Here is a 21,126-nt window from a genome sequence, read left to right on the forward strand (position 1 = left end):
TTCAATCGATCGTCAATCGAAGCCATCGCCGACGCCATATCTAACTTGAACCAGCCATGGACAACTGGTCAATCACGTCCTTCCCTCAGTAAGACGCGGATAAGATCTCACGACCTGGCCATCTGCGGACATGATGTAAAGATCTCCTACCAACATGTCCTCTTGTACGGAAGTCTTTCAACGCAAGAGCACGAAGTGACCATTGCTTCTGCAGAAGTTCAACGATTTTTGCGACCAGCGCGCAGGATTTCAAAAGCTGCCACTCGGCCGTGAGTGGGTCGAAATGGTTATCTTATCCCAACCCACACGCGGCCCGATCAGGTGTCAGGCCGGCACTTCAGCTGGTGTCGAATGGGAATATCCGAGTAAATCGGACGATCGTACCGTCAAACTCTAGTCTAGGTAACAGATTTGAGATGGGCAATTGCTATGCCAGCGAACCCCAGGTGGGATTCGCGCGATTTCGGAGGCGGCGCGCAAAGAACCGACCCGGATATGAGTCGGCGAGCCTTCAGTCGGCAGGGCGAGGCGAAATCGTGAGCGATGCGCACCGCCGGGCGCCTCGGCTCAGTGTCTCGCCGTAGGCCAGCGTTGATCTTTGTACCGCCGTGCCACGTGTGGCCGGCAAGCCTGGCAATCGGATCTCATCACAAAACTTTCTGTGCGATGATGTCTAGCCGGGACTGGCGCTTGTCGCATCTGTGACACTGTATGTATTCATCAAAGCAAGACATCCGACGTTGTTCGGCAGCCCGGACTCGTTTTGTACCTAAATCAGCAGCTTGCATGTCAGATGCAAGACTGGCATGGGGGTTGCTATTGTCCAGCGACACCGTGAGCGCTGAGCGCGACCAGCGGTGCAACACGGATAGATCAACTTCGCTGGAGCGTATTGGCCACCCAATCGCTCAATGGAGAACCGATGCGGCCACCGGACAGATTATCCTTTTTCGGCACGCTTATTGTTGTCAGATCGGCCATCATTCCGAAGGTTGAGGCGCTAGTCTGATCTACCAAGGTCGTGATCTAAGCTCAAAGCGAATTCGCGAATCAAATAACGGCTTAAAGCCTCTTGGGCGAACGCCGGCAGCGAGCGCCTCGAAATCGAACATTTGATGCAGCCTCGCTTCACAGGATCCGGTGCATGCTGCGCCGGCCCGTTGAGGGTACAGACTGTGGTATCGTTTTCGACTGTTTCCTTCGTATCAATCAGAACTGATGAGGCGGGTGTATGAACAAATCGATCCGGGAGCTTCGGCTTGTGGCTGAAGCATCTGTTTTGGCGATTGGCCTGTTGATGTCGTCAGGAGCTAGCGCGGACGATGATCTGATGAGAACCGCCAGGCAGATCTTCCATCCGATCCCCTCAATCATTCCTGCGGTAAAGGACAATCCAGTCACGCATGAAAAGGTCGAGCTTGGCAAAATTCTGTTCTTCGATCCGCGGCTATCGGCAAGCGAGATCATTAGCTGCAATACGTGCCACAATCTCGGCAGCGGCGGAGTCGATGCCGGTCCGACCTCAGTCGGTCACGGCTGGAAGGTCGGCCTACGTCGGGCCCCAACCGTCTACAACGCGGTGTTCAATTCGGCGCAATTCTGGGACGGACGCGCCGCGGACCTCAAGGCGCAAGCAACTGGCCCTGTGCAGGCGAGTGCCGAAATGAATGCGACTCCGGATCATGTGCTCGACACCTTGAACTCAATGGCCAGCTATGTCGTCTTGTTCAAAAATGCTTTCCCGAACGAGGCGAGACCGGTCAGCTTTGAAAACTTTGCGAAGGCAATCGAGGCTTTTGAAGCCACTCTCATCACACCTGCGGCCCCGTTCGATCAGTATTTGGAGGGCAATACACATGCTCTCGATGATCAGCAGAAGTCAGGGTTGGCGCTGTTTATGGAGAAGGGATGCTCCTCTTGCCACAATGGAATCAATGTCGGTGGACAGGCCTACTTCCAGTTCGGCGTGATGAAGAAGCCGGACGCAACCCTGCTTCCGCAAGCCGATAAGGGCCGATTCGCGGTCACCAAGGCGGTCGGCGACGAATATGTCTTCCGCGCTGCGCCGTTGCGGAACGTTGCTTTGCGAGCCCCTTACTTCCATTCGGGCCAAGTTTGGAGCCTGAAGCAAGCTGTTGCCTTGATGAGTGAAATCCAGCTCGGCGCCAAGCTTAGCGATGGGGAAGAAAACGACATTGTCGCGTTCCTGAATTCGCTTACCGGGCGGCTACCTAAGATCGAGTATCCGATACTACCCACCCGTACGAACACGACGCCAAAGCCTTCAATAGACAGATAGGATTAACAGCACCGGCCTCATATCTTGCCGAATGATAACAGATGCGACGCAAGAACCCGGCGTCCCGCAATGACGTTAAAATGAATGATCCCGTGCTGTCACTCATAACCAGGCGATCGGGTAGGAGGAAACCTCGCTTTTCTGCGGTGCAGAAATTCATCTCCGCCAGGGGGATGCGCCGAACCGGACCGGCGCCGCGACGAAAAACATCGCGAGCGGAAACTTGACGCCGAGGGGGACCCAGCGACGTCGACGTGCGCCGACCTTGAAGGTCGGCGAGGCCAAGTCCCGCATGAGAGCGTCGTGATCGGGTCCCATTGGTCTTGCCCTGCGGCTTCACCTTGAAGACGAGATCGAGGACGATCGACTGCGTGAGCCGCCTGGCCCAAGTGCCAGTCCGGCGGGTCGGGTCGAGATTTCCGACCGCCCACTTCGTCACCTTCGCGATCGTCACCGCCGGCCGGAACGCGTGCTCGACGTGACGGTTGCCCTGGTCGCGATCTTGCCCGGCTGGCGACGTGAAGACGATCCGTTAGCCGTCGTATCGAGGCCCACCGGATTCGTTCAGCCTGCATCGCAGAGCAAGCACTATTGCTTCCTTTGGAACGGCGAACGGATCCATCAGCTGTTCCTGCTTCCGGCCGAACCCAAGGTGATGGTGCCGGAAGACCTGATGAGGTCCGTCACGGCGGCATGGTCGCTCCGGCAACCAACACTGCTCGCTTCACGCGATAGCGTAGAAGCACTGAAGAATAGGGACTTTTCGGTGAGTATGGCGGAGAGGAGGCCGCCTTCCGTGTTCTCTGGCGTCCGTCACTATCCAGCGCAAATGCTGAGGCAGCTTGATAGGGCAGAGGGGAAAACGATGGCTCGGGAAATTCACAGGCTGAAAGCAACATCAGCGGCAACGATCATCAAACACGGCCGGCATGCCGACGGCGGCGGCCTATATCTCTCAATCTCGCCGAACGGTGGCCGGCGCTGGATGTTCCTCCATCGCTGCCACGGCAAGACCATCGAACTAGGCTTCGGATCGGCGCCCAAAAAAGGAGTCGTCGCTGCGCATGTGACGCTGGCCGACGCGAGAAAGCTTGCGGCCGCGGCGCGCGAGATGATCGCGAAGGGCACGAACCCGAAGGATGCGAAAAAGCCCGCGGTCGACGCCACGTTCGGTGAGTGCGCCGAACGCTTTATCGAGAACAAGGCGGCGGGTTGGCGCAACGCGAAGCACGGGGCGCAATGGCGAATGACGCTGCTCGGCGTCAAATCCAACCGCAAGGCAGCCGAGCTGGACTATTGCGCCAAGATCCGCCCGATGCACGTCGACAAGATCGCCACCGATGACGTGTTGGATGTGCTGCGGCATATTTGGCAGAGCAAGCCGGAAACCGCGCCGCGTCTCCGCGGCCGGATCGAGGCGGTGTTGGATGCTGCCAAGGTCAATGGGCATCGCAGCGGCGAGAGCCTGGCGCGGTGGCGCGGACACTTGGAGCACAGCCTATCAAAGCGCCAGCATCTAACGCGCGGCCATCATGCGGCAATGCCCTATGACGATGTCCCGGCCTTCTTGATCGACCTGCGGGCTCGCGAGGCTGTCTCGGCGCGCGCCCTCGAATTTCTGATCCTCACCGCGCCGCGCACCGGTGAAGCGATCGGCGCACGCTGGACTGAGTTTGATCTCGATCGCGGCGTGTGAACCGTGCCGTCTCAGCGGATGAAGGCCGGGCGCGAGCACCGGGCGCCGCTGTCGGCGAAGGCGCTGGAGATCGTGCGGAAGATGGACGAGGTGCGAATCGGAGAATTCGTCTTCCCTGGTCAGAGCGCCAACAAGCCGCTGTCGGGTATGGCGCTTGAAATGGTTCTCCGCCGCATGAAGATCGAGAACGCGACGGTGCACGGCTTCCGCAGCTCGTTCAGAGATTGGGCCGGCGAGTGCACCAGCTTCCCGCGCGAGCTTGCCGAAACCGCTTTGGCGCACGTCATCGGCGACAAAGCCGAGCAGGCTTACCGGCGCGGCGACGCATTGGAGAAGCGGCGCGTGTTGATGGACAGCTGGGCTTTGTACTGCCAGAACACGACAAACGTCGTGCAATTCCGAAATGCGCAGCAATGACGGGATTGAAGGCAACGGCGCCGGCCTGCGATAGGCCGAGCAAGCAAGGTCAATTGTAACATGAGTGAGCCGGTGACAATCGAACGTCTCGAACGCGCTTGCGATTGCCGCGCATTGCATTGCGCAGGACGGCCCGTGCTGGCGCCGCTGGTCGACCGGCTGGAGCGCGAGTTGGCGACGATGCGCCAGGCGCCTAAGATCAGCTCGGACTGAGCGATCTGCTGTCCTATTGCGCGGGAGTCAATAAGAGCGGGTCAGCATTAATCCTCTGGTTCATGATCGCTCGAACGGATGTCTTTCTCCGCCAGATATACGGCGTAGTTGAGGCTGCGACACTCGTCGAGGAAAATCCACCGGTCACCACTTTCGCTCCAGCGGTAGGCATTGTGGCTTGAACTGAACCAACGTACTTCGCGGATCAAGTCCGGCCCATTGGCCACTTCGTAGGTAAGTGACGTGCTCTCGAAGTCTCCATCTTCCTCATCGATGTCCATGTGCGTCTTCCTTTCTGTTACAAATTTCCAGAACGTGGAAGTAGCGTCAAGGTCTACGGCTGCCGGCGTTGAAAGGTCGTCAGCGGTTGTATTGACTTCCTTGATCGGCGTTTGTACCGAGCTGAAAAGCTTGCAGCTTTCTTGAGGATTGATCTTTAGGTTGCCTTTCTGTCGGCCAGACACATATGCGTACTGCCGAGGCCAACGATCATAGGACGCTTCGATGGGATTGGCGAGGCAAAGCTCTGGTAGGTCAAGAAGACCGTACGAGGTCAAAACCCCTCAGATGTCCAAGCGGGCACTGAAGGATTTTCCAAGTCGGACGTATTGTTTTTCCCAGGGCGGCAAGGATCGGCGCTGGCGCCACTCCAGAAATCGGAGCGCCAATTGCTGGGTCGGGCGGCGCGTTCGGTGTGGTGCTTATGCTGTCTCCGTTCGTTCCGGCTCGTCGGAACCTCTCTCGACCGCTGGGGCGCCGCACGCTACTGAATTTCGATCAAGGATCCTGTTGTCTAATCGCACGTGCCCCAGCCGGCGGCCCAAATTGAGTTTGCGCCGTAGTTTCCCGATGATCTCCCGCAAGCCGACCGCGCATGCTTCCGTGACTTGCCGGATCGCCGAGTCACCGACTGCCCCGGCGATCCCCCACAGGTCGTTTCTCAGGCGTTCTGTTCGGCGCTGCCGGTGGCCTATTCATCCAGGCGCGCGAAATGAACCTTGAACAGTTGATGGCCTTCACCCCGACCGACGATCACGCACGGCAACAAGAAGTTTGGGCCGGGCTCGGCTGGGATAGGGATGCCGAGACCATTCGCGGCGTGCTGACCGAGGATCACGTCTGTACGAATCGTGCGGGGCGAACAGATACGGCGGGATATGGAAGGATTGCGGCGTCGGCATCCGGGCCGGTATCACGGACGGGAGATGTAGGCTGGAAATGGCTGAACGAAACAATCAACATACAAAGCGTAATCATTACGTCCCGCAATTCTACATGCGCCAGTTCGCGCTTGACGATGACAGGACAAAAGTTAAATGCCTTTCGCGCCATGACCCCTACGTCAGCGTTGGAGTGAAGTCGATAGCCCGGATCGGTTATGAGGAAGATCTGTATACATTCAGCGTTGCGGGCTCCAAGGCGTCGATCGAGGATGATCTCAACCAAACTATCGAAACCCGTGAGCGTCATGCAGGGACCACGCGCTGAGGGCTGATCTGGTCGGCTAGAAGATCTCGCGGAATGGTTTGTCGCGAGGTCACAATGTCGAAGGATAGTCGTAAGGATAGCGATAAGGATAGGCATACGCCTATCCTCGAACACGGCGCCGACACGCTGCGGCGTGTTGAAATCATCACCGGGACGGGCCGGCGTCGGCGCTGGTCGACCGATGCGAAGGCAGCGATTGTCGCGGAGAGTTTCGCGCCGGGTGCAAGCGTGTCCGCGGTGGCACGACGACACGACATCAGCCCAAGCCTGTTGTTTCTGTGGCGTCGTCAGACCACGCGGGTGAAGCTCGCGGAGCGCCGGGACGGAGATGTGCCACCTGGCTTTGTGCCGGTCGCGATCACTGGCTGCGGCGGCGAATTGTCGTCGCGCGAAGAGCAGGCAGCAATTGAGATCCAGGTCGGCGCGGTTCGCATCCGTGTCAGGGGGACGGTCGACCGGCGGCGCTGCGCGAGGTGCTTGCGGCAGTCGGGCCGGTTGGCCGATGATCGGGCTCCGACCTGGGTTGTCGATCTGCATCGCGACGCAGCCGATCGATTTCCGTCGGGGGATGGACTCGCTGGCGATGCTGGTGAGCGAGGCGTTTGGGGCCAATCCGTACGACGGCGGACTTTATGTCTTTCGGTCCAAGCGCCGAGATCGCGTGAAGATCCTGACCTGGGACGGAAGCGGCCTTGTCCTTTACTACAAAAGAATCGAGGGGCAGTTCACCTGGCCGCCGATCAAGGAAGGCGTCATGCCGCTATCTCATGCTCAACTCTCGGTGCTGCTCGATGGCTCAGACTGGAAGCGTGTGCCGATGCGGGTTGTGGATCAGCCAGCGCGAGCTGGTTGATCCGTATCAAGAGTAGCTCGTCACTCATGCGGAGTTGTTGTAAAATCACTCTGCATGAGTGATTTGCCTTCCGATCCAGCATTGCTCCGACAAACTGTGATGGCGCTGTCGTCAAGGCTTGCGGCGTTGTCGGTGGAATGCAGCACGCTTTCGGCCGAGCGTGATGCGGCGATCGCCCAACGCGACGCTGCGGTTCAGGAGAACGACAAGCTCCTGATGATCCTGTCCCAGTTCAAGCGCACGATCTTCGGTCCCCGCTCCGAGACACTGGATCCCGGACAGCTGCCTCTCTTCACCATCACGGCACAGGCGGCTCGTGCCGCGGCCAACGACGACGTAACCGGAGGCAGGCTGCCTGATGGAGCGGAGGGCCGTGGAAAGCGACCGGCGCGACGCAACCGGGGGAAGCTTCCGGAGCATTTGCCGCGCATCGATGTCGTAATCGATATCGAGAGCCAGATCTGCCCTTGCTGCGGCGAGCGGCTGCACAAGATCGGGGAGACCGTCAAAGAAGCCTTCGACGTCATTCCGATGCAGTACCGGGTCAAGCGCATTGTGCGTCCGCGGTATGGCTGCCGGGGATGCCGCCAGGGTGTGATGCAGGCACCTGCGCCGGCCCAGGCGATCGATGGCGGGATGGTGACGGAAGCCTTGCTGGCCCACATCGCGGTGATGAAATACGGCTACCAGTTGCCGCTGTATCGGCAGGAACAGATGTTCGCCGCGCAAGGCATCACACTCGATCGGCAGACGCTGGCCTCGTGGATGGGCCGCGCCGCCTGGTGGCTGAAGCCGCTTCACACGCTGTTGCGCGATACAGTGATGTCCCACCCGCGGCTGTTTGCCGACGAGACGCCGCTGCCAGTTCTCGATCCCGGCCGTGGCAGGACCAAAGTCTGCCAGTTCTGGGCGATCGCCACCGATGACCGTCCGTGGGGCGGCCCGGCGCCGCCGGCGGTGGTCTACATGTTTGCCGAGGATCGCAAGGCGATCCGCGCCAAGCAGCTGTTCGGGGACTACCACGGCATCCTGCAGGTCGACGGCTATGCCTCCTACAAGGGCCTGATCAAGAATGGCGGCCATCTGGTGCAGTTGGCGTTCTGCTTCGCGCATGCGCGGCGGAAGTTCTGGGACGTTCACGTCGCGACGAAGTCGCCGATTGTTGCGGAAGCGCTGCAACGGATCGCGATGTCTACGCCATCGAGGATCGCATCCGCGGTCTGCCGGCGGCGCATCGGGCTGCAGTGCGGCAGACCGACACCAGGCCGTTGATCGAGGACTTCAAACCCTGGCTCGAGGCGCGGCTACTGGAAGTCTCGAAGAAATCCGGCCTTGGCAAGGCGATCCGCTACACCCTCAACCATTGGGAAGGCCTGACGCGCTTCATCGATGATGGGCGCATCGAGATCGACAGCAATACGGTCGAACGCAGCATCAAGCCGATAGGCCTGGGAAAGAAGAATTACTTGTTCGCCGGCAGTGAGGGCGGCGCCGAAACCTGGGCCACCCTCGCATCGCTCATCAACACGGCAAAGCTGCACGACATCGACCCGCGGCACTATCTGACCCGATGTTCTCGAGCGCATCGTCTCCGGACGTACAAAGATCAATCAACTGCACATGCTGTTGCCGTGGAATTGGAAGGCCGAGCGCGATAGCTCGCAGGCAAAGCTCGCCGCCTGATCAGTTCGACGGTAGGGCATCTGGAACTTCCTGCGCATCGCTGGCGTCGTCGTAGATCTCTTCGCGGATCACGCGCAGCGTCACCTCGTGCAGATACACTTGCAGCGCACCCTCCAGCTCGGTGAACTCCGGCAGCAGGACTCGATCGACGAAGCCCCGTGACGCACGGACCATCACCGTGTTGCGTCGCTGCCGGCGATAACGAAACGGCCGCAGCCCATATCGGCGGCAAAGCGCCAGAAAAAGGTGCCGAGACCACTGGTCGGGAAGTGAGAATTGCTGTTCGATCGGTGGATCGTGGCGAGCGAGTTCCTCGACCCGGGCCCGCACCCGCTGCAGCGCGGCTTCCGCCGCGAGGCGCTCACCAGCAGTTCCGGCCCCCACGAACAACGCCTCGATCTTCCGAAGCTTCTCGCGCAGCTGCGACTCGCTGTTCATTCTGATCCCGTTGCCCGCTCCGAACCGGGATCACCCCATCACCGCGCCCCGGCGGCGTCAATCATCCCGACCGCGCTATCCAGAGCATTCCGCGCAAGTCAAGCCCGGGCACCGGTGATCCTATCGTGACGCTCACATCGAAACTCCCATCGTCAATAGCGACACCTGGAAGAAGATTGTTGCGGGAGAGCCGGATCGGCTCGATCAGTCTGACAAACTGACGCTCTATCTCCTCATGAGGCACTTGCAGTTTCGTAATATTGAAAACCTGCGCTTCATCGAGCAGGAGGCGGCGCACGCCAGGGATTTTGGCTTCCGGGACGACTATTCAGAGGAGGAGCGGGAAATGTATGCAGCATTGTCGAGGACGGCGGCCGGTCCCCCCAGCTACTTCCTTTCCATGGCAGTGAACATGCAGCAATTCGCACTGCATTGGGACCGTGCGAGCATAGCGGTGATCCGCTCCCGTGTTCCGCTACGGTCATCCACCAATCCGACGCTCGTGATTCGCGCAAACTCGGACACATCAAACTATTCGAGAACTGGAAGCGGGCGCGTTCTGCTATTGGCTCCCCTCTCGCCTCATTGATGCTGACCATGTCGCACCGCTTCAACGACTTTGTTCATCAGGAACTACCGGACGATGCTGCACGGGTGTTCAACCGGTTGTATCTGGGCCAGCTTTTGGAAATGCCGTCTACAAGGCACTGTTTTGCCGATGACCCCGAAATTGAGGGTGACCTCCAATGGGCGGGCTTCGACCGCTTCGATGGAAGAGGAGATCGCGGCCGGTACAAACGTGAGGTACGCCACACCGGCTGAGCGAACGCTCCCTCCGAGTCTCTTTCGACCGAGTTTAAGATTATTAAGTTTTACATAGTCAAACTATGCGTTTTTGCCCTTACTTAAACTGGCGCGGAGTTTACGAATCTGCTATTTTGCTCAGTATGGCTAAGCGAATATCTGGAAAGCTAAACTGGCTCGAAAAGCATCTTCCTGAAGGACTGATGGTTGATGCCGCATGGCTTGAAAAGCACGGCTATTCGACGGGCCTCCGCAGCCAGTACGTCGCGGCGGGCTGGCTGGACCAGCCAACCCGGGGCGTATATCGCCGCCCCCGCGGCGAGCTTAGTTGGCAACAAGCCGTCATATCTCTGCAAACGATCCTCAACGCAAGTCCTGTGATCGTCGGGGGAAAAACTGCGCTCGACCTCCAAGGCTTCGCCCATTATCTCCCGACGAAAACCAAAGAGATACATCTCTATGGACCGAAGCCCCTTCCCCATTGGCTAAACAAACTGCCTCTGACGGTCCGCTTTAATCATCACAACAACCGCAAACTGTTCAATAACGACCCGATCACGATCGGCATCAGCAGCCTAAAATGGGATGTGACCCGTGCGCAAGGAAGCACGAACGATCCATTGGATGGCGGCGCGTTCAATGTCCTTCCTTGGGGGCAGTGGGACTGGCCCCTGACCTTATCGACACCCGAGCGAGCCATTCTCGAAGCCCTCGACGAACTTCCAAATCATGAGAGCTTCGATCAGATCAACAAGCTGATGGAAGGGCTCTCAAACCTGAGCCCGCGCCGCCTCCAAAAATTGCTAACTGACTGCAAAAACGTCAAGGTGAAACGACTGTTCTTCTTTTTCGCCGATCGTCACAAGCATACCTGGCTCAAGCGCCTCGACAAACAAAAGGTCGATTTAGGCAAAGGCAAACGCTTGGTCGCGAAAGGCGGCCGACTGGATCAGACGTACCAGATCACAGTACCGGAATCCTTCCATGCCGTTTAAGGACCAATACCGGAAACAGGTGGCGCTTCTCATACGCACCTTGCCCTTTGTCGCGGCGGAAAAGTGCTTCGCCTTCAAGGGTGGCACCGCCATCTCCACCTCGGCTCGGAGCTGTCTGAGCAGATGACAGAAGCATTTCAAGCTGCCATTCAGCGACACCTCGATGAGGCCGAGTCGGTTGTCGATCGACTGGACTCAGAATCGGAGCTCGAAGATCACCAAAAGGCATTGGTGAAATTAGCATCGCGCATTGGTGGGGACGCAGACCCCGCCCTTCAGCACGCGAAAGCCCGAATTCGTGCGTTGAATAGCGAAACGCCGGATGAACCTCTGGAACCCGTTCCCGAGCCTAAGTCGCGGGAGCCGGACAAGTTTACGGACACAGAAATCCTCAGCCTGTTTTCAACCTTGCGCCGTCACTGACCAGCGCGCGCCATCATTGATATTTCAGCAACCGAAATTGGTCGAGCAGGTCCGCCCAAGCCTGCATCAATTCGACCCGCTTCTTCCAGTAGGTCGCGCGGTTATAGGCGCGGCGCACCTCGTTCTCTTCTTTGTGACCGAGCAAGGCCTCGATCACGTCCGGATAGAAGCCGCTCTCATTGAGGATCGTGCTGCCGGCGGAGCGGAAGCCATGGGCCGTCATTTGCTCCTTGGTGTAGCCGTCGTGCATCGCTGTGACCGAGGAACTCTCCAACCTGACGAACGACACGGGACCACTCGTAAAGCGTTTTAGCCGCCGGACGTCGCTCGGCCGCCCATCCCTTTACAAGATCCGCTAATGGCAGAGGGGCAACAGCGTCGGCGGCAATAACGTCACTGCTGTAACCGCAGGCGAGAACATAGTCGGAATAGCTTCGCCGTTTGCCAGCCGTTCGAGCATGAGGCTGGCGCGTTGCACGGCTGCTGCAATTGCCTTGGCTGGCGTTCGGCGGTTCCCTTCATCTGGCTTGAACCCACAGGCCTTGAGGCGTTCATCGGCGCCGTCCAAGCACCACATTTCCATGCTTAGGCGTTCGAAATCGTCTGGATTGAGGTCGGACAAAAATGTGCCGTCATAGATTTGGCCCGCCTTCGGCTTGGGTGCCGGGGCAAATAGCCGACCTCCGAGTTCAACATTCCAGACTGTCTGCAGCGAAGGATTATCTCTGTGTTGCTCAAACCACCGCTCGTAAGCAAAGGCAGCCAGTTCGTGGGCTTCCCGTTCGGTTAGATCCTTGGCGCCGGCGCGCAGATTGGCCCATCGCTCCTCGATTTCGGCCAGCGCTTCAGTGTGCTTCCGCTTGGCCTCGATGGGATCTCGCGTGCCGAGACTGCGCTTCTCTTCGCGCTCGCCAACGAGCGCACGCAGGTCTTCCGGGACACCTTTACGGAGCCAGTAGACACCACTCTCGGAATGCTTCCAGGGACGAGACATTGGCAAGGGCATTTGTACCAGCATTTTGTACCAGGCGGGTACCGTTAAGCCTCTGATCTTGCTTATTTCTTTCTAAACCAATGGTTTAGAAGGGGAATGGTGCCCAGGAAAGGATTACATCAGCACGGCATGAACATATTGAAATAGCTAGATTTTTTCAAGCGGCGAGTTTGAATGTTACACAGTTGTGTTGCGGTGCCCGGATTGAATCCCAAGCGGGGCGGTTTCTGTGTATTGCCGGCGACACAACCCTAAGACTAGGTTTTATTTTTCACTACCATCTCGTATCTTGGGTGTTCCGTTTTGTTTTGATTCTCCGCTTCAAGCTAGCCTCCCGCGCCGCCGAGCTTTGATGAGACTCTCGTCCGTCGACGGATCGAGGCCGAACCTTTCGAGACTAGAGAGACTATTGCGGCCTTCTGATTGGAGACGCGTATGACATTTTGGAGCGGGGAAAAGCTCGCTGAGCGATTGAACGAGCTAGTTGAACCGGCTGACCTAACTAAGATCGATTGCGCCTCATATACTCTGAGTGTTGGGCCAGAATACTTCGTAACTCCAACTGATCAGACGTCCGACGCGAAGTCGCGATCGCTAATGCTGCTCGCGGTGGATCAGGCGTTCGCCATTCCTCCTGGCCAATTCGCTTATATTCAAACCGATGAGATCGTAAAGGTACCGAGAGACGCTCTTGCGTTCATTTCCATTCGCGCTCGAATCAAATGGAAAGGTCTGGTGAACGTTTCGGGATTTCACGTCGATCCTGGGTTTAACGGGCGCCTGACTTTTGCGGTTTTCAATGCCGGTCCCTCCCCGATCCACCTTAGGCGTGGCGAGCGCTGTTTTCTGATTTGGTACGCCGACCTGGATAGAACGAGCAACTCGGTCAAAAATGCCGCAGCATCAACTCATATAGACCTCCTTTTTGTGAACAGCATTTCCGGCGAGCTGCATTCACTAGATGGCTTAGCAGAACGAATCAGAACCACTGACAAAGAGTTGAGCCTAAGAATTTCGAGCTTGGAACGATCTCAGGGGATAGTGACAGTCGCAGCAAGTATTTTCCTCACACTAATTGCCGGCCTGACGATTAAACTTGCTGTTGATTTCTTCCTGGCCAAGCAAGGGACGAATGCGCCGGCGCCAACCGAACAAGTTCAGAAACCCAAGGCCGAATGAATGGGGCTCATTGGGATCGGAATAGACTTAGTCGATATCTTACCGTTCAAGTCGATGTACGACGCTGACGACACTGATCTGACGCGCGTCTTTTCCGAAGATGAGCTCTTATATGCTGGGAAGAGCGAAGCCCGCTTCATTCATCTGGCGGCGCGATTTGCGGCAAAAGAGGCTGCCCTAAAAGCCCTCGGCTGCGGCTTGCAGGACGGCATTTCACTCACTGACGTCGTAGTGATAAAGCTTCCTTCGGGAGCCCCGCAACTTCAACTGACTGGTGGCGCATTACGGGAAGCCGAGCGCCTGGGTGTAGTGGGCTGGATGTTAAGTCTAACTCACTCAGAAACAACCGTTGGGGCAGTTGCAATAGCGTTATCAGCTGATGGACCAAGGTAAGAGATCGAGTTGCGGGTAAGGTCTGCTTCTACGAAGCCGCCTCGGTTTTTAAGCACCTCTCGCCAAACCTTGAAGCCCTCAAGTATTGCTTTGCGCCACTGCCACGGCTCGGCCGTAGAGACCTCCAGATGCGCACTCATTCCAGAGATCGTATTGAGAAGCCTATCATCGACGTCCGTAACGCCATCAAGAAAGGCATGACGACGAGCGTAATCGAAGACTAGCGCCGCTATTCCTTCCTCTATAACTGCGGCCCGTCCGCCGTCTTCAACCTCATCGATCTTCGGTGAGCTTTTGCGCTTGCGCTTCATAGTCGAGCGAAGCACCGGTGACCAACCTAGTATGGCTGCGTACGCCAGATGAAAGACGTCATGGAATCGATAGCCGTCGCTCTGATATGCGTTATCTGTCAGCGTCGCTCCAATCTGATCACCGTTATGGAGCACTTTTACGAACGTGTTGCTACCTGCTGTAGTTTCAACCAGCTCTATAACGAATCTATCAGGAAACCGCTCTGCGTCGTCGAACACACGATCATAAACCGGACAAGCGACCTTCGATTCAAGATAGCGCTTCCGAGTCTTCCGAAGGTTCTGTTCCGCCAATTCATCCAAACTTAGATTGTACTTAGTCGCCAGATTAGCCGCATACCAAAGAATGTCTCCCAACTCTTCGGCAACATGGTCTGAGAACTCCTCGTGGCTCGGACCATCGCGGAGGCGCTTTTTGTATTCGGCGAGCAACTGGCCTGCTTCGCCCGCTAATCCGAGCAACGGAATCAGCAAAGCGGACTCCTGCGTTTCAGGCAGTCCATTTGGAGTTTGGTCTGTCTCCTGAGACAGGCGCTGATAGTCGGAAAATCTCACAGAGCAAAGCTCCCTTGTTGAGACTCAGGCGTCGCAGATGGTTGCGGCACCATGGTATTCAAACCCCACTTTGGAGGATACCAAGGTTGAAGCGGCGTGCCGTTCGCACGAAAGATTTGCTTAATTCGCGTTCGCCGGGCGATACCCAAGTACTCGGGATGGGCAACGCGAGCATATTTGCTGATCTCACAAAAAAGGTTCTGACAATCGATCAGCTGTAAACGGCGGCCCCAAAGCGAACGGAACGTGATACCAAGTCGCTCAAATTCCATCTCTTGGCGATCAAACATAAGCTCTATCAACGCCTCTGGAGCGTACTCGGTATAGTTCAAGAAGCACTTTGAAATACCGTCGCGGGCACCAGGACCTGCCACCACGAACTCATCCTCCGAATGATTGATGACAGTCGAATAGTTGATGTCGATGGCGAGCTGGAACGCAATAAAATCACCGATGGATGGGTACGATTTCAGTATCCAGAAGACATCGGACAGAGTCGCACTGTCTTCAATCTTCCTGACTATCCCGCCTTTCATCATCTGATTGATTAGATGTAAGTGGCCGACATGCTTAGCCTCTCCCGCTCCACGGACGGGTGGTATTATGTACGCGGCAGAGTAAATGCGGTGACCTTTCGCATGAGCCCGCGCTAGTACCTGACTGAAGCGCTTTGTGCTGAACTCCGCCCACGAGACCGGTCCGAGTTCACGATTGAGCAACTTCCATGTTTCAATCTTATTAAATAGCTTGAACAGCAATATGCGAAAGATAACCTCGGCGGGCTCGTTTGGCAGTCCTTTCCCGTATATGACCTCACGAATCAGATACTGGCTCACCCGGTCCGATGCACGGTAGGCGTTGGTAAACTTGTGCCGTTGAAGAATCTCATCATCGGTCCAAGGCCATCGTACTCCTTCAATCCTCTTGAAGAATATCGATTGTCGCTCAGCGGCAAGCCTCCAGTAGCTGTCAAAGACCGGGCTAACTTGGAGGCCAGCAAAACTATTGCTTCCGATCGAAAGCCGTTTCATGCGGCCTTCTTGCCTTCGTCAGCTGCGGACAACGCTTGCTTTACGAACTCGGCAAACTGCTCGATTTCAGGATCAGTCTTTCGAACATCCATTTTTGCGACACCCACATTAATGAAAACGCGGCCAAGCTTAAGACCCATCTCAGCCGCCATAAACGCCCCGAGCCGGCACAGCCCCAGATAATTTCCGTATCCCTTCCGGAAGATCTGCTGCGTTGCGTAGAATGCATTCATCGCTAGCGTGCCATCCTGCATCGGAACAAAACTTACGTATTGCAGGCAGGGAAATTCCAATTGCGCTGTCCGAGAGTGATCAAGCAAGGGATTGAACGTTGTGGCCTGAAACTGCGAAACCCGTTGCGTGGGGCTCCTAGCATACTCTTCCAGAATCCACTCCAACTGGTTATGGCCCTCGTCATTGCCTTGGTAGTCTACCAGGCGCTGAAAGTACGATCCGCGCTTATTATGTTTTGGGCTCCAATCCTGAATGCGCGTGAACGACTCGCGATAGAGACTGAAAAACTCGCCCCTACTTTTGTTTGCAAGTTCCCAATACTCCTGAGGAAAAATTGTAAATGCGACCGTTTCGGTGTCGATTGTCACGCCCTTTTGTTCGAGCAGGGAATCGAGGCGCTTCCTGATCTCGTCATTCTCCGTCGGGGCTCCATCATTTGAAAAGCCGGTTATGGAAATTGAAAGTGGCGCGATTTCTTTGACGCCCGACGACAAGAGCCTGAGAAATACGTCTCCCCACGCCAGGGAGAGATTATCTCGCTCGACGGCGAACGGACGGGCACTCGGGTTAATCATCATCGCTCTCCATGTATCGGAATTGAGCCAGCCCAATGTATTTCTTTGGCATTATCCGGATGTCGATAATTCGCGACTGCATTTGAACGCGGGTGAGGCCACGAGAGATTGCGCGAAAAAGATCACCACTGGCGATTCTCTTGAGAAATGTCAGTCCAACCCCCTCGACTTCGCTGCCAATTGGTACGAGGAGCCCGTGGTCACATTCGATTTCAGCGGTTGAAGCCTCACCAAGAGTGTCCAAAATCAGCAGGGGAGATGGATCAACATAGCCTAGCGCCATCCGCCTCAAATCGACGGGTTTCCATTTCTCTAGGTCCTGCTTCCGTCGAACACCGATTTCGCCGAGCGCGTAAGTCATATGATTCACTAGCGTTGTGTAACCGACACCAAAATCACAAGCGACTTTGTAGAAGTCGAGTGGGGATGCCGACTCCGATTCGATAGCCCGCCGATAAAACGCCCGCTGAATGGCAATTGCCGGCATTAGGACAAACCCGGCAAATGCGTTCGCTAAAATTTCTTCTGGTATTTCGGATTGTGGCGTAGTTGCACTTGACGTTTGCAGTTGATCCACCGTTGAGCCATGGCCAAAGCGGTGATGGCCCAGCTCGTGGGCACAGCTGAACGTTCGACGGACAAGTGGCCGGTACGGCGAGAGCAAAATTCTCGATGGAGGTCCTCGCTCATACATGCCTTCCATATCGACATCCACGAAGCGGACTCGTGCGTTCAGCTTGTGCGCGATATCGTAAACGCAGATCGGAAGGTCTTGGGTTGCCCCCGCTGCATCGCGCGCGTCGGCCGCCTCCTGTGCCGCCTCATAAGTCAACGCACGCTTACTCGACATTGCTTAGCTCTTTTGCTCGCCCGTGCGCATCGCAGACAAAATACGAAGCAACTTGTCCACTTCTTGCGGCTTCAGTTTTTGTAGCTCACGTGCAGCCAGCTGAAGCCTGGGGTCGTCGGTATTCAAACTCTCCGGGGCGTCACCGGTGAGAAAGGCGACACTTACATCGTACGTCTTTGCGAAACGGCTCAACTCTTCCGCAGACACTTTCCGGTTGCCTGCTTCAATCTCGCTCACCGTGGGCCTGTGCATATCCAGCAAATGCGCGGCTTGCCCTTGGCTTAGACCGGCCAGTTTCCTAGCCTCTCGAAGGCGGCTTCCTATGGCTTCTCGCTGATTCGCTTCGTTCTTCTTCATGCTTATTCCGCGGCCAATGCTTGGGCAGGTTTCTGTTCGCCTTTCTGGCAGACCAATTCGACTGCTTGGTCGATGGTCAAAGGCGCCGCTCCTTTTTTGACGCCGAATATGTGCACGTTCTTTGGAATCACGATATTCATCTCTCTCGCCAGCCAGCTAGTTGCCGCTGGCCAGATTTTACTGGTGAACTTCTCCAGCTCTTTTGCGGGGACTGTGTCACCCTTCAATAGGGGACATGGAAGACCGCGCCGTTCTTGGACGCGCTTTAGGATCGTGATCAGAGCACTCTTAACGGCGTTAGGGTCCATTACGTTCTCCTCTTACCGACACGTAAGATATTCTTACCGGCCTGTTTCCGCAAGGGGGGAGCCAACTTTTTTCGGGCTTCGTAGGCGACCCATCGCGATGCTGGCCGCCCTGCCCCAGCCAACCTTGAACAGCACGCTCCGATTCAGTCAGAAGGTCGACCGCTCCGGTCGAAATTCCACTTGGGGTGTCTTATTCGAGACGTAACCTCGTGGCGGCGGAATTGCGATTCCCCCCGTGCCGGCCGCCCGTTTTGCATCGAAGCTGAGAGTCTAAAAGCGTTCGGCAGGCCCGCGCTCCGCTGAGTCAATATGACTCACCGCAGAAGCATTGTGGTGAGATGCAGGGGAAATATGGTGACAACGCTCGTTGATTAGGTTTTTCACGAACTACCACAGAGAGAACGACAGTGAAGAGCCGAATTGCTCCCTGCTATTTGGGGGTCCACCTGCAAGCAAAAGCAGCCAGCACCTAGGCCTCGATGCACAGTGTGCCGCGGTTTCGAGCCTCTCGGCGAAGGGCTAGCGAGTGTCAACGCAGAGTCCACGAGGGGAGAGCGGGCCGCAGTGATAGGCCTGCCCTGGATGAAGCACTGATAACAACAGATTGCGCCGAGCAGCGTCTCCCGGCGCCATATCGGCCGCGAGCGCTTGATTTCGCTAGCCGGTCAGACGGCCTGAACGCCACGCTGGGCGTCACGAAACGGAGTTTTCGCCAAGCGGAAGCGCGTTCGAGGCGACCGCCTTGCGTCGGACCCTGGATTTATATGATAGCAAGAAGGGTATGGTGCCCCGGCAAGGATTACATTGGCCAGACTCCGACCTATTGATTCGCCGCCCGACGCCACGTTGTTTACCAGAGTTGTTGCCAATCTTAATGGTTAACGTTTTGTTACCGTTAAGCGGATAAGGCTGCCATCGAGGTGTGTCCTTGAGGTGGAACTTTAAGCGCCAATGAGGAATGCAGGAATGACCGCCACCGGAAGCACCACACCCAAGCCGCACGAGGACGAGCCCATCAAGGCCCTCTTCGACTACGCTAGCCGTTGGGCGACCATCTGGGGATTCATCGCGCTTTGCCTGTGGTTCGAGCATCAGATTCTCAACCGGCTGGACATCGAGTCGGGCAGCATCCAAGTCGCCATCCTCTTGGTCAGCACACCGGCCATCTTTTTGGCGACGGTCACTCGCGTTCAGAAGATCCCCAAAGCGCGGCTGATTTTGGAGCGGGCCCTTTACGTCGTGGTCTTGGTCGCTGCGGCCTTGCTCGGGGCCTATCTTCACGCAAACCACAAAGACGATTCGTATGAGAATGCCTTGCGGGATGGCGCCGTGCTGGCCTGCTCCAAGATGGCGGCCTGCAAAGCGGCAGCAATCGAATATGCCAACACGCGCTAAGAGCTAACCGATATCGGCCTACGGGCACAAACCGGCCATCTCCGCTCAATCTGACGCGGCCGCTTACGAGCCCAGAGGTCATTTTCAGGATCGCTAGTCGACGGCGGCTATTATCGCTGAAAGGGCGGCCAAGACTTCCCGCGTGCCGTCTGCTTCGCCCTTCTCGAAGTCATGACCGTCCTGCCCCATAGTGTTGGTGACGTGGGCGATGCAAAGAACCCGCACCCCGGCAGAGGCGGCAAATGTGTAAAGGGCTGCCGCTTCCATCTCCACCGCAAGAATGCCCTTAGCGCGGGCAGCATCGATGGCTTGGGCGGTCTCCCGAAAAGGTGCGTCAGTGGTGCGCATTTCGCTGATGGTGAGCGGCGATTTCAGGCGATCGTGAGCAGCTGTTTCGCGCGATGGTGAGCAGCGGCTTTGACCGACATGGGTGATTGGTTCAGGGGTTTGAGTTGGCGTCAAGAGTTTGATTGCGGGCGTTCTGCTTTCGCATGCTTTCTCCGGAGAGTTGCAGACGGTGAGCGTTGTGAACGAGGCGATCCAGGATGGCGTCGCCGAGGGTTGGGTCGCCGATAACGTCGTGCCAATGTTCAACAGGGACCTGACTGGTGACGATGGTGGAGGCGCGACCGTGGCGATCATCGAGGATCTCCAGAAGGTCGCGCCGTTCGGGCGGATTTAGAACTGACAGGCCCCAATCATCGAGGATCAGAAGTTGAACGCGGCCGATGGTTTTGAGCAGCCGGCCATATCGGCCGTCGCCGCGAGCCAGGGCGAGCGCCTCGAACAGGCGCGGGACGCGGTGATACTGGACCGAACGAGTGTCGCGGCAGGCCTTGTGGCCGAGGGCGCAGGCAATCCAGCTTTTGCCGAGCCCGGTTGCCCCTGTGATGAGCAGGTTCTCGTTGCGGTCGATCCAGTCGCCGCCGACGAGTCTGGCGAAGACGCTGCGGTCGATGCCGCGTGGCGTGCGCAAATCGACGTCTTCCACGCATGCGCTCTGGCGTAGCGCGGCGAACTTGAGACGGGTCGTGAGACGTTTGGTGTCGCGCTCGGCGGCTTCGCGATCGACGAGAAGCCCGATGCGCTCCTCGAAACGGCAGGGCGTCGAGGTCCGGTGATCGTCGCTGCTCCTCGAAGGCTTTGGCCATTCCGGTCAAGCCAAGCGTGATCAGCCGTTCATGGGTGGGGTGTGTCAGCATTTGAGTCTCCCTGGTTCAATGGAAATAGCCCTGACCGCGGATGTTGCCGTGGCGCAGGGGCTGGTGGTCGGACGTCTCGTCGAGGAAAGCGCGATCGAGGCCGCTCTTGAGGATCGAACGGATCGAGGCGACGGAGCGAGCCTTGATCAGGATGCCGCGTCGGCAGGCGGCATCGACGCGCGCATGGTCGTAGCTCCTGGCCAGCGACAGAATACCGAGGCAGGTGCGAAAGCCTTGCTCGGGGTGCGGCCGGGCTTCGATGACGACCTGGAAGAACGCCGCCGTCGATGGACCGATCTTCTCGCCGGCGGCGATCAGCCCTCCCGTTGTCCATTTGCCGTAGCGGCGGTGGGCGCTGGGCATATGATCGGCAATCGTGGTGTGGCCGCGCCGGTTGGGCGCACGGGCGTGGCTGGCGATCCTCTGTCCCTTG

23 protein-coding genes and 6 pseudogenes are annotated in these 21,126 nt (G+C 57.2%); 16 read left to right on the forward strand and 13 right to left on the reverse strand.

The genetic code is table 11. The features are described from left to right. Window positions 1–1,231 precede the first annotated feature (1,231 nt). The 4 genes from IVB36_RS13880 to IVB36_RS13890 all read left to right on the forward strand — a co-directional run bounded on the left by IVB36_RS13880 (window position 1,232) and on the right by IVB36_RS13890 (window position 4,625). A complete protein-coding gene (locus IVB36_RS13880; RefSeq protein WP_018457668.1) occupies window positions 1,232–2,299 on the forward strand; it encodes a cytochrome-c peroxidase in 1,068 nt (355 codons plus the stop codon). A 469-nt stretch (window positions 2,300–2,768) separates the two neighbouring features. After that, window positions 2,769–3,995, forward strand: coding sequence for an integrase family protein (locus tag IVB36_RS40410; RefSeq protein WP_346731043.1), 1,227 nt, complete (start codon window positions 2,769–2,771; stop codon window positions 3,993–3,995). 18 nt (window positions 3,996–4,013) lie between these two features. Beyond that, window positions 4,014–4,412 (forward strand): hypothetical protein, encoded by a 399-nt coding sequence (locus IVB36_RS40415; protein ID WP_018457665.1) that lies wholly within the window; start codon window positions 4,014–4,016, stop codon window positions 4,410–4,412. Between the two features lie 72 nt (window positions 4,413–4,484). Further along, a complete protein-coding gene (locus IVB36_RS13890) occupies window positions 4,485–4,625 on the forward strand; it encodes a hypothetical protein (protein ID WP_157643034.1) in 141 nt (46 codons plus the stop codon). A 47-nt stretch (window positions 4,626–4,672) separates the two neighbouring features. On the opposite strand, the gene IVB36_RS13895 is transcribed toward IVB36_RS13890, so the two are convergent. Further along, window positions 4,673–4,906, reverse strand: coding sequence for a hypothetical protein (locus tag IVB36_RS13895; RefSeq protein ID WP_039800165.1), 234 nt, complete (start codon window positions 4,904–4,906; stop codon window positions 4,673–4,675). A gap of 710 nt (window positions 4,907–5,616) precedes the next feature. Here IVB36_RS13895 and IVB36_RS13900 point away from each other — a divergent pair. The 4 genes and pseudogenes from IVB36_RS13900 (at window position 5,617) to IVB36_RS13915 (ending at window position 8,649) form a co-directional block, all read left to right on the forward strand. Then, window positions 5,617–5,982 (forward strand): hypothetical protein, encoded by a 366-nt coding sequence (locus IVB36_RS13900; RefSeq protein ID WP_247391738.1) that lies wholly within the window; start codon window positions 5,617–5,619, stop codon window positions 5,980–5,982. A gap of 257 nt (window positions 5,983–6,239) precedes the next feature. Continuing rightward, window positions 6,240–6,401 (forward strand): annotated as a pseudogene (locus tag IVB36_RS13905) (transposase); the annotation flags it as partial. 214 nt (window positions 6,402–6,615) lie between these two features. Next, on the forward strand, window positions 6,616–6,966 hold the full coding sequence (gene tnpB, locus IVB36_RS13910) for an IS66 family insertion sequence element accessory protein TnpB (protein ID WP_247391740.1): 351 nt from the start codon (window positions 6,616–6,618) through the stop codon (window positions 6,964–6,966). 216 nt (window positions 6,967–7,182) lie between these two features. Then, window positions 7,183–8,649: pseudogene (locus IVB36_RS13915) on the forward strand (IS66 family transposase). On the opposite strand, the gene IVB36_RS13920 reads toward IVB36_RS13915, so the two are convergent. After that, complete coding sequence (locus IVB36_RS13920; protein ID WP_018457659.1) at window positions 8,650–9,087, reverse strand: hypothetical protein; 438 nt, start codon at window positions 9,085–9,087, stop codon at window positions 8,650–8,652. A gap of 244 nt (window positions 9,088–9,331) precedes the next feature. On the opposite strand from IVB36_RS13920, the gene IVB36_RS13925 reads away from it, so the two are divergent. The 5 genes and pseudogenes from IVB36_RS13925 (at window position 9,332) to IVB36_RS13945 (ending at window position 11,309) form a co-directional block, all read left to right on the forward strand. Then, complete coding sequence (locus IVB36_RS13925; protein WP_247391743.1) at window positions 9,332–9,676, forward strand: hypothetical protein; 345 nt, start codon at window positions 9,332–9,334, stop codon at window positions 9,674–9,676. Between the two features lie 8 nt (window positions 9,677–9,684). Next, complete coding sequence (locus IVB36_RS13930; RefSeq protein ID WP_247391745.1) at window positions 9,685–9,909, forward strand: hypothetical protein; 225 nt, start codon at window positions 9,685–9,687, stop codon at window positions 9,907–9,909. A 125-nt stretch (window positions 9,910–10,034) separates the two neighbouring features. Continuing rightward, window positions 10,035–10,886 carry a type IV toxin-antitoxin system AbiEi family antitoxin gene (locus IVB36_RS13935; protein ID WP_247391747.1) on the forward strand — a complete coding sequence of 284 codons (852 nt, stop codon included), beginning with the start codon at window positions 10,035–10,037 and terminating at the stop codon, window positions 10,884–10,886. After that, window positions 10,876–10,983: pseudogene (locus IVB36_RS13940) on the forward strand (nucleotidyl transferase AbiEii/AbiGii toxin family protein); the annotation flags it as partial. The gene IVB36_RS13935 and the pseudogene IVB36_RS13940, both read left to right, overlap by 11 nt. A gap of 26 nt (window positions 10,984–11,009) precedes the next feature. After that, window positions 11,010–11,309 carry a hypothetical protein gene (locus IVB36_RS13945; protein WP_247284035.1) on the forward strand — a complete coding sequence of 100 codons (300 nt, stop codon included), beginning with the start codon at window positions 11,010–11,012 and terminating at the stop codon, window positions 11,307–11,309. Window positions 11,310–11,322: 13 nt separating this feature from the next. Here the strand turns inward: IVB36_RS13945 and IVB36_RS13950 are convergent, their stop codons facing one another. Both IVB36_RS13950 and IVB36_RS13955 read right to left on the reverse strand, forming a co-directional pair. Beyond that, window positions 11,323–11,598, reverse strand: coding sequence for a tyrosine-type recombinase/integrase (locus IVB36_RS13950; protein ID WP_346731044.1), 276 nt, complete (start codon window positions 11,596–11,598; stop codon window positions 11,323–11,325). Between the two features lie 66 nt (window positions 11,599–11,664). Continuing rightward, on the reverse strand, window positions 11,665–12,327 hold the full coding sequence (locus IVB36_RS13955; protein ID WP_247391752.1) for a DUF6538 domain-containing protein: 663 nt from the start codon (window positions 12,325–12,327) through the stop codon (window positions 11,665–11,667). A gap of 411 nt (window positions 12,328–12,738) precedes the next feature. Between IVB36_RS13955 and IVB36_RS13960 the strand changes: the two genes are divergently transcribed. Together IVB36_RS13960 and acpS are read left to right on the forward strand one after the other, a co-directional pair. Then, complete coding sequence (locus IVB36_RS13960; protein ID WP_247391755.1) at window positions 12,739–13,482, forward strand: deoxycytidine triphosphate deaminase; 744 nt, start codon at window positions 12,739–12,741, stop codon at window positions 13,480–13,482. Next, entirely contained in the window at window positions 13,483–13,875 is a 393-nt protein-coding gene (acpS, locus tag IVB36_RS13965; protein ID WP_083926489.1) for a holo-ACP synthase, read from the forward strand. Here acpS and IVB36_RS13970 read toward each other — a convergent pair. Genes IVB36_RS13970 through IVB36_RS13995 form a run of 6 tightly spaced genes read right to left on the reverse strand, consistent with a single transcriptional unit; the run spans window position 13,815 to window position 18,096 of the window. Then, entirely contained in the window at window positions 13,815–14,741 is a 927-nt protein-coding gene (locus tag IVB36_RS13970) for a nucleoside triphosphate pyrophosphohydrolase family protein (RefSeq protein ID WP_018457652.1), read from the reverse strand. The two genes, acpS and IVB36_RS13970, sit on opposite strands and share 61 nt — an antisense overlap. After that, window positions 14,738–15,772 carry a nucleotide kinase domain-containing protein gene (locus IVB36_RS13975; RefSeq protein ID WP_018457651.1) on the reverse strand — a complete coding sequence of 345 codons (1,035 nt, stop codon included), beginning with the start codon at window positions 15,770–15,772 and terminating at the stop codon, window positions 14,738–14,740. Before IVB36_RS13975 ends, IVB36_RS13970 begins: the two co-directional genes overlap by 4 nt. Next, complete coding sequence (locus tag IVB36_RS13980) at window positions 15,769–16,584, reverse strand: thymidylate synthase (RefSeq protein WP_247391759.1); 816 nt, start codon at window positions 16,582–16,584, stop codon at window positions 15,769–15,771. The genes IVB36_RS13975 and IVB36_RS13980 overlap by 4 nt, the downstream gene beginning before the upstream one ends. Next, window positions 16,574–17,431 carry an ImmA/IrrE family metallo-endopeptidase gene (locus IVB36_RS13985; protein ID WP_018457649.1) on the reverse strand — a complete coding sequence of 286 codons (858 nt, stop codon included), beginning with the start codon at window positions 17,429–17,431 and terminating at the stop codon, window positions 16,574–16,576. Before IVB36_RS13985 ends, IVB36_RS13980 begins: the two co-directional genes overlap by 11 nt. Window positions 17,432–17,434: 3 nt before the next feature. After that, window positions 17,435–17,788, reverse strand: coding sequence for a helix-turn-helix transcriptional regulator (locus tag IVB36_RS13990; protein WP_018457648.1), 354 nt, complete (start codon window positions 17,786–17,788; stop codon window positions 17,435–17,437). A gap of 2 nt (window positions 17,789–17,790) precedes the next feature. Beyond that, on the reverse strand, window positions 17,791–18,096 hold the full coding sequence (locus tag IVB36_RS13995) for a hypothetical protein (RefSeq protein WP_018457647.1): 306 nt from the start codon (window positions 18,094–18,096) through the stop codon (window positions 17,791–17,793). A 966-nt stretch (window positions 18,097–19,062) separates the two neighbouring features. Between IVB36_RS13995 and IVB36_RS14000 the strand changes: the two genes are divergently transcribed. Then, window positions 19,063–19,491: a hypothetical protein gene (locus IVB36_RS14000; RefSeq protein WP_018457646.1), complete on the forward strand. Its 429-nt coding sequence runs from the start codon at window positions 19,063–19,065 to the stop codon at window positions 19,489–19,491. Window positions 19,492–19,584: 93 nt separating this feature from the next. Here IVB36_RS14000 and IVB36_RS14005 read toward each other — a convergent pair. The 3 pseudogenes from IVB36_RS14005 to IVB36_RS14015 form a co-directional block, all read right to left on the reverse strand. Continuing rightward, window positions 19,585–19,833: pseudogene (locus IVB36_RS14005) on the reverse strand (uridine phosphorylase); the annotation flags it as partial. 97 nt (window positions 19,834–19,930) lie between these two features. Next, window positions 19,931–20,693, reverse strand: a pseudogene (istB, locus tag IVB36_RS14010) (IS21-like element helper ATPase IstB). A gap of 15 nt (window positions 20,694–20,708) precedes the next feature. Further along, window positions 20,709–21,126, reverse strand: a pseudogene (locus IVB36_RS14015) (IS21 family transposase); the annotation flags it as partial.

The organism is Bradyrhizobium sp. 35, from assembly GCF_023073215.1.
Lineage (GTDB): Bacteria > Pseudomonadota > Alphaproteobacteria > Rhizobiales > Xanthobacteraceae > Bradyrhizobium > Bradyrhizobium canariense_D.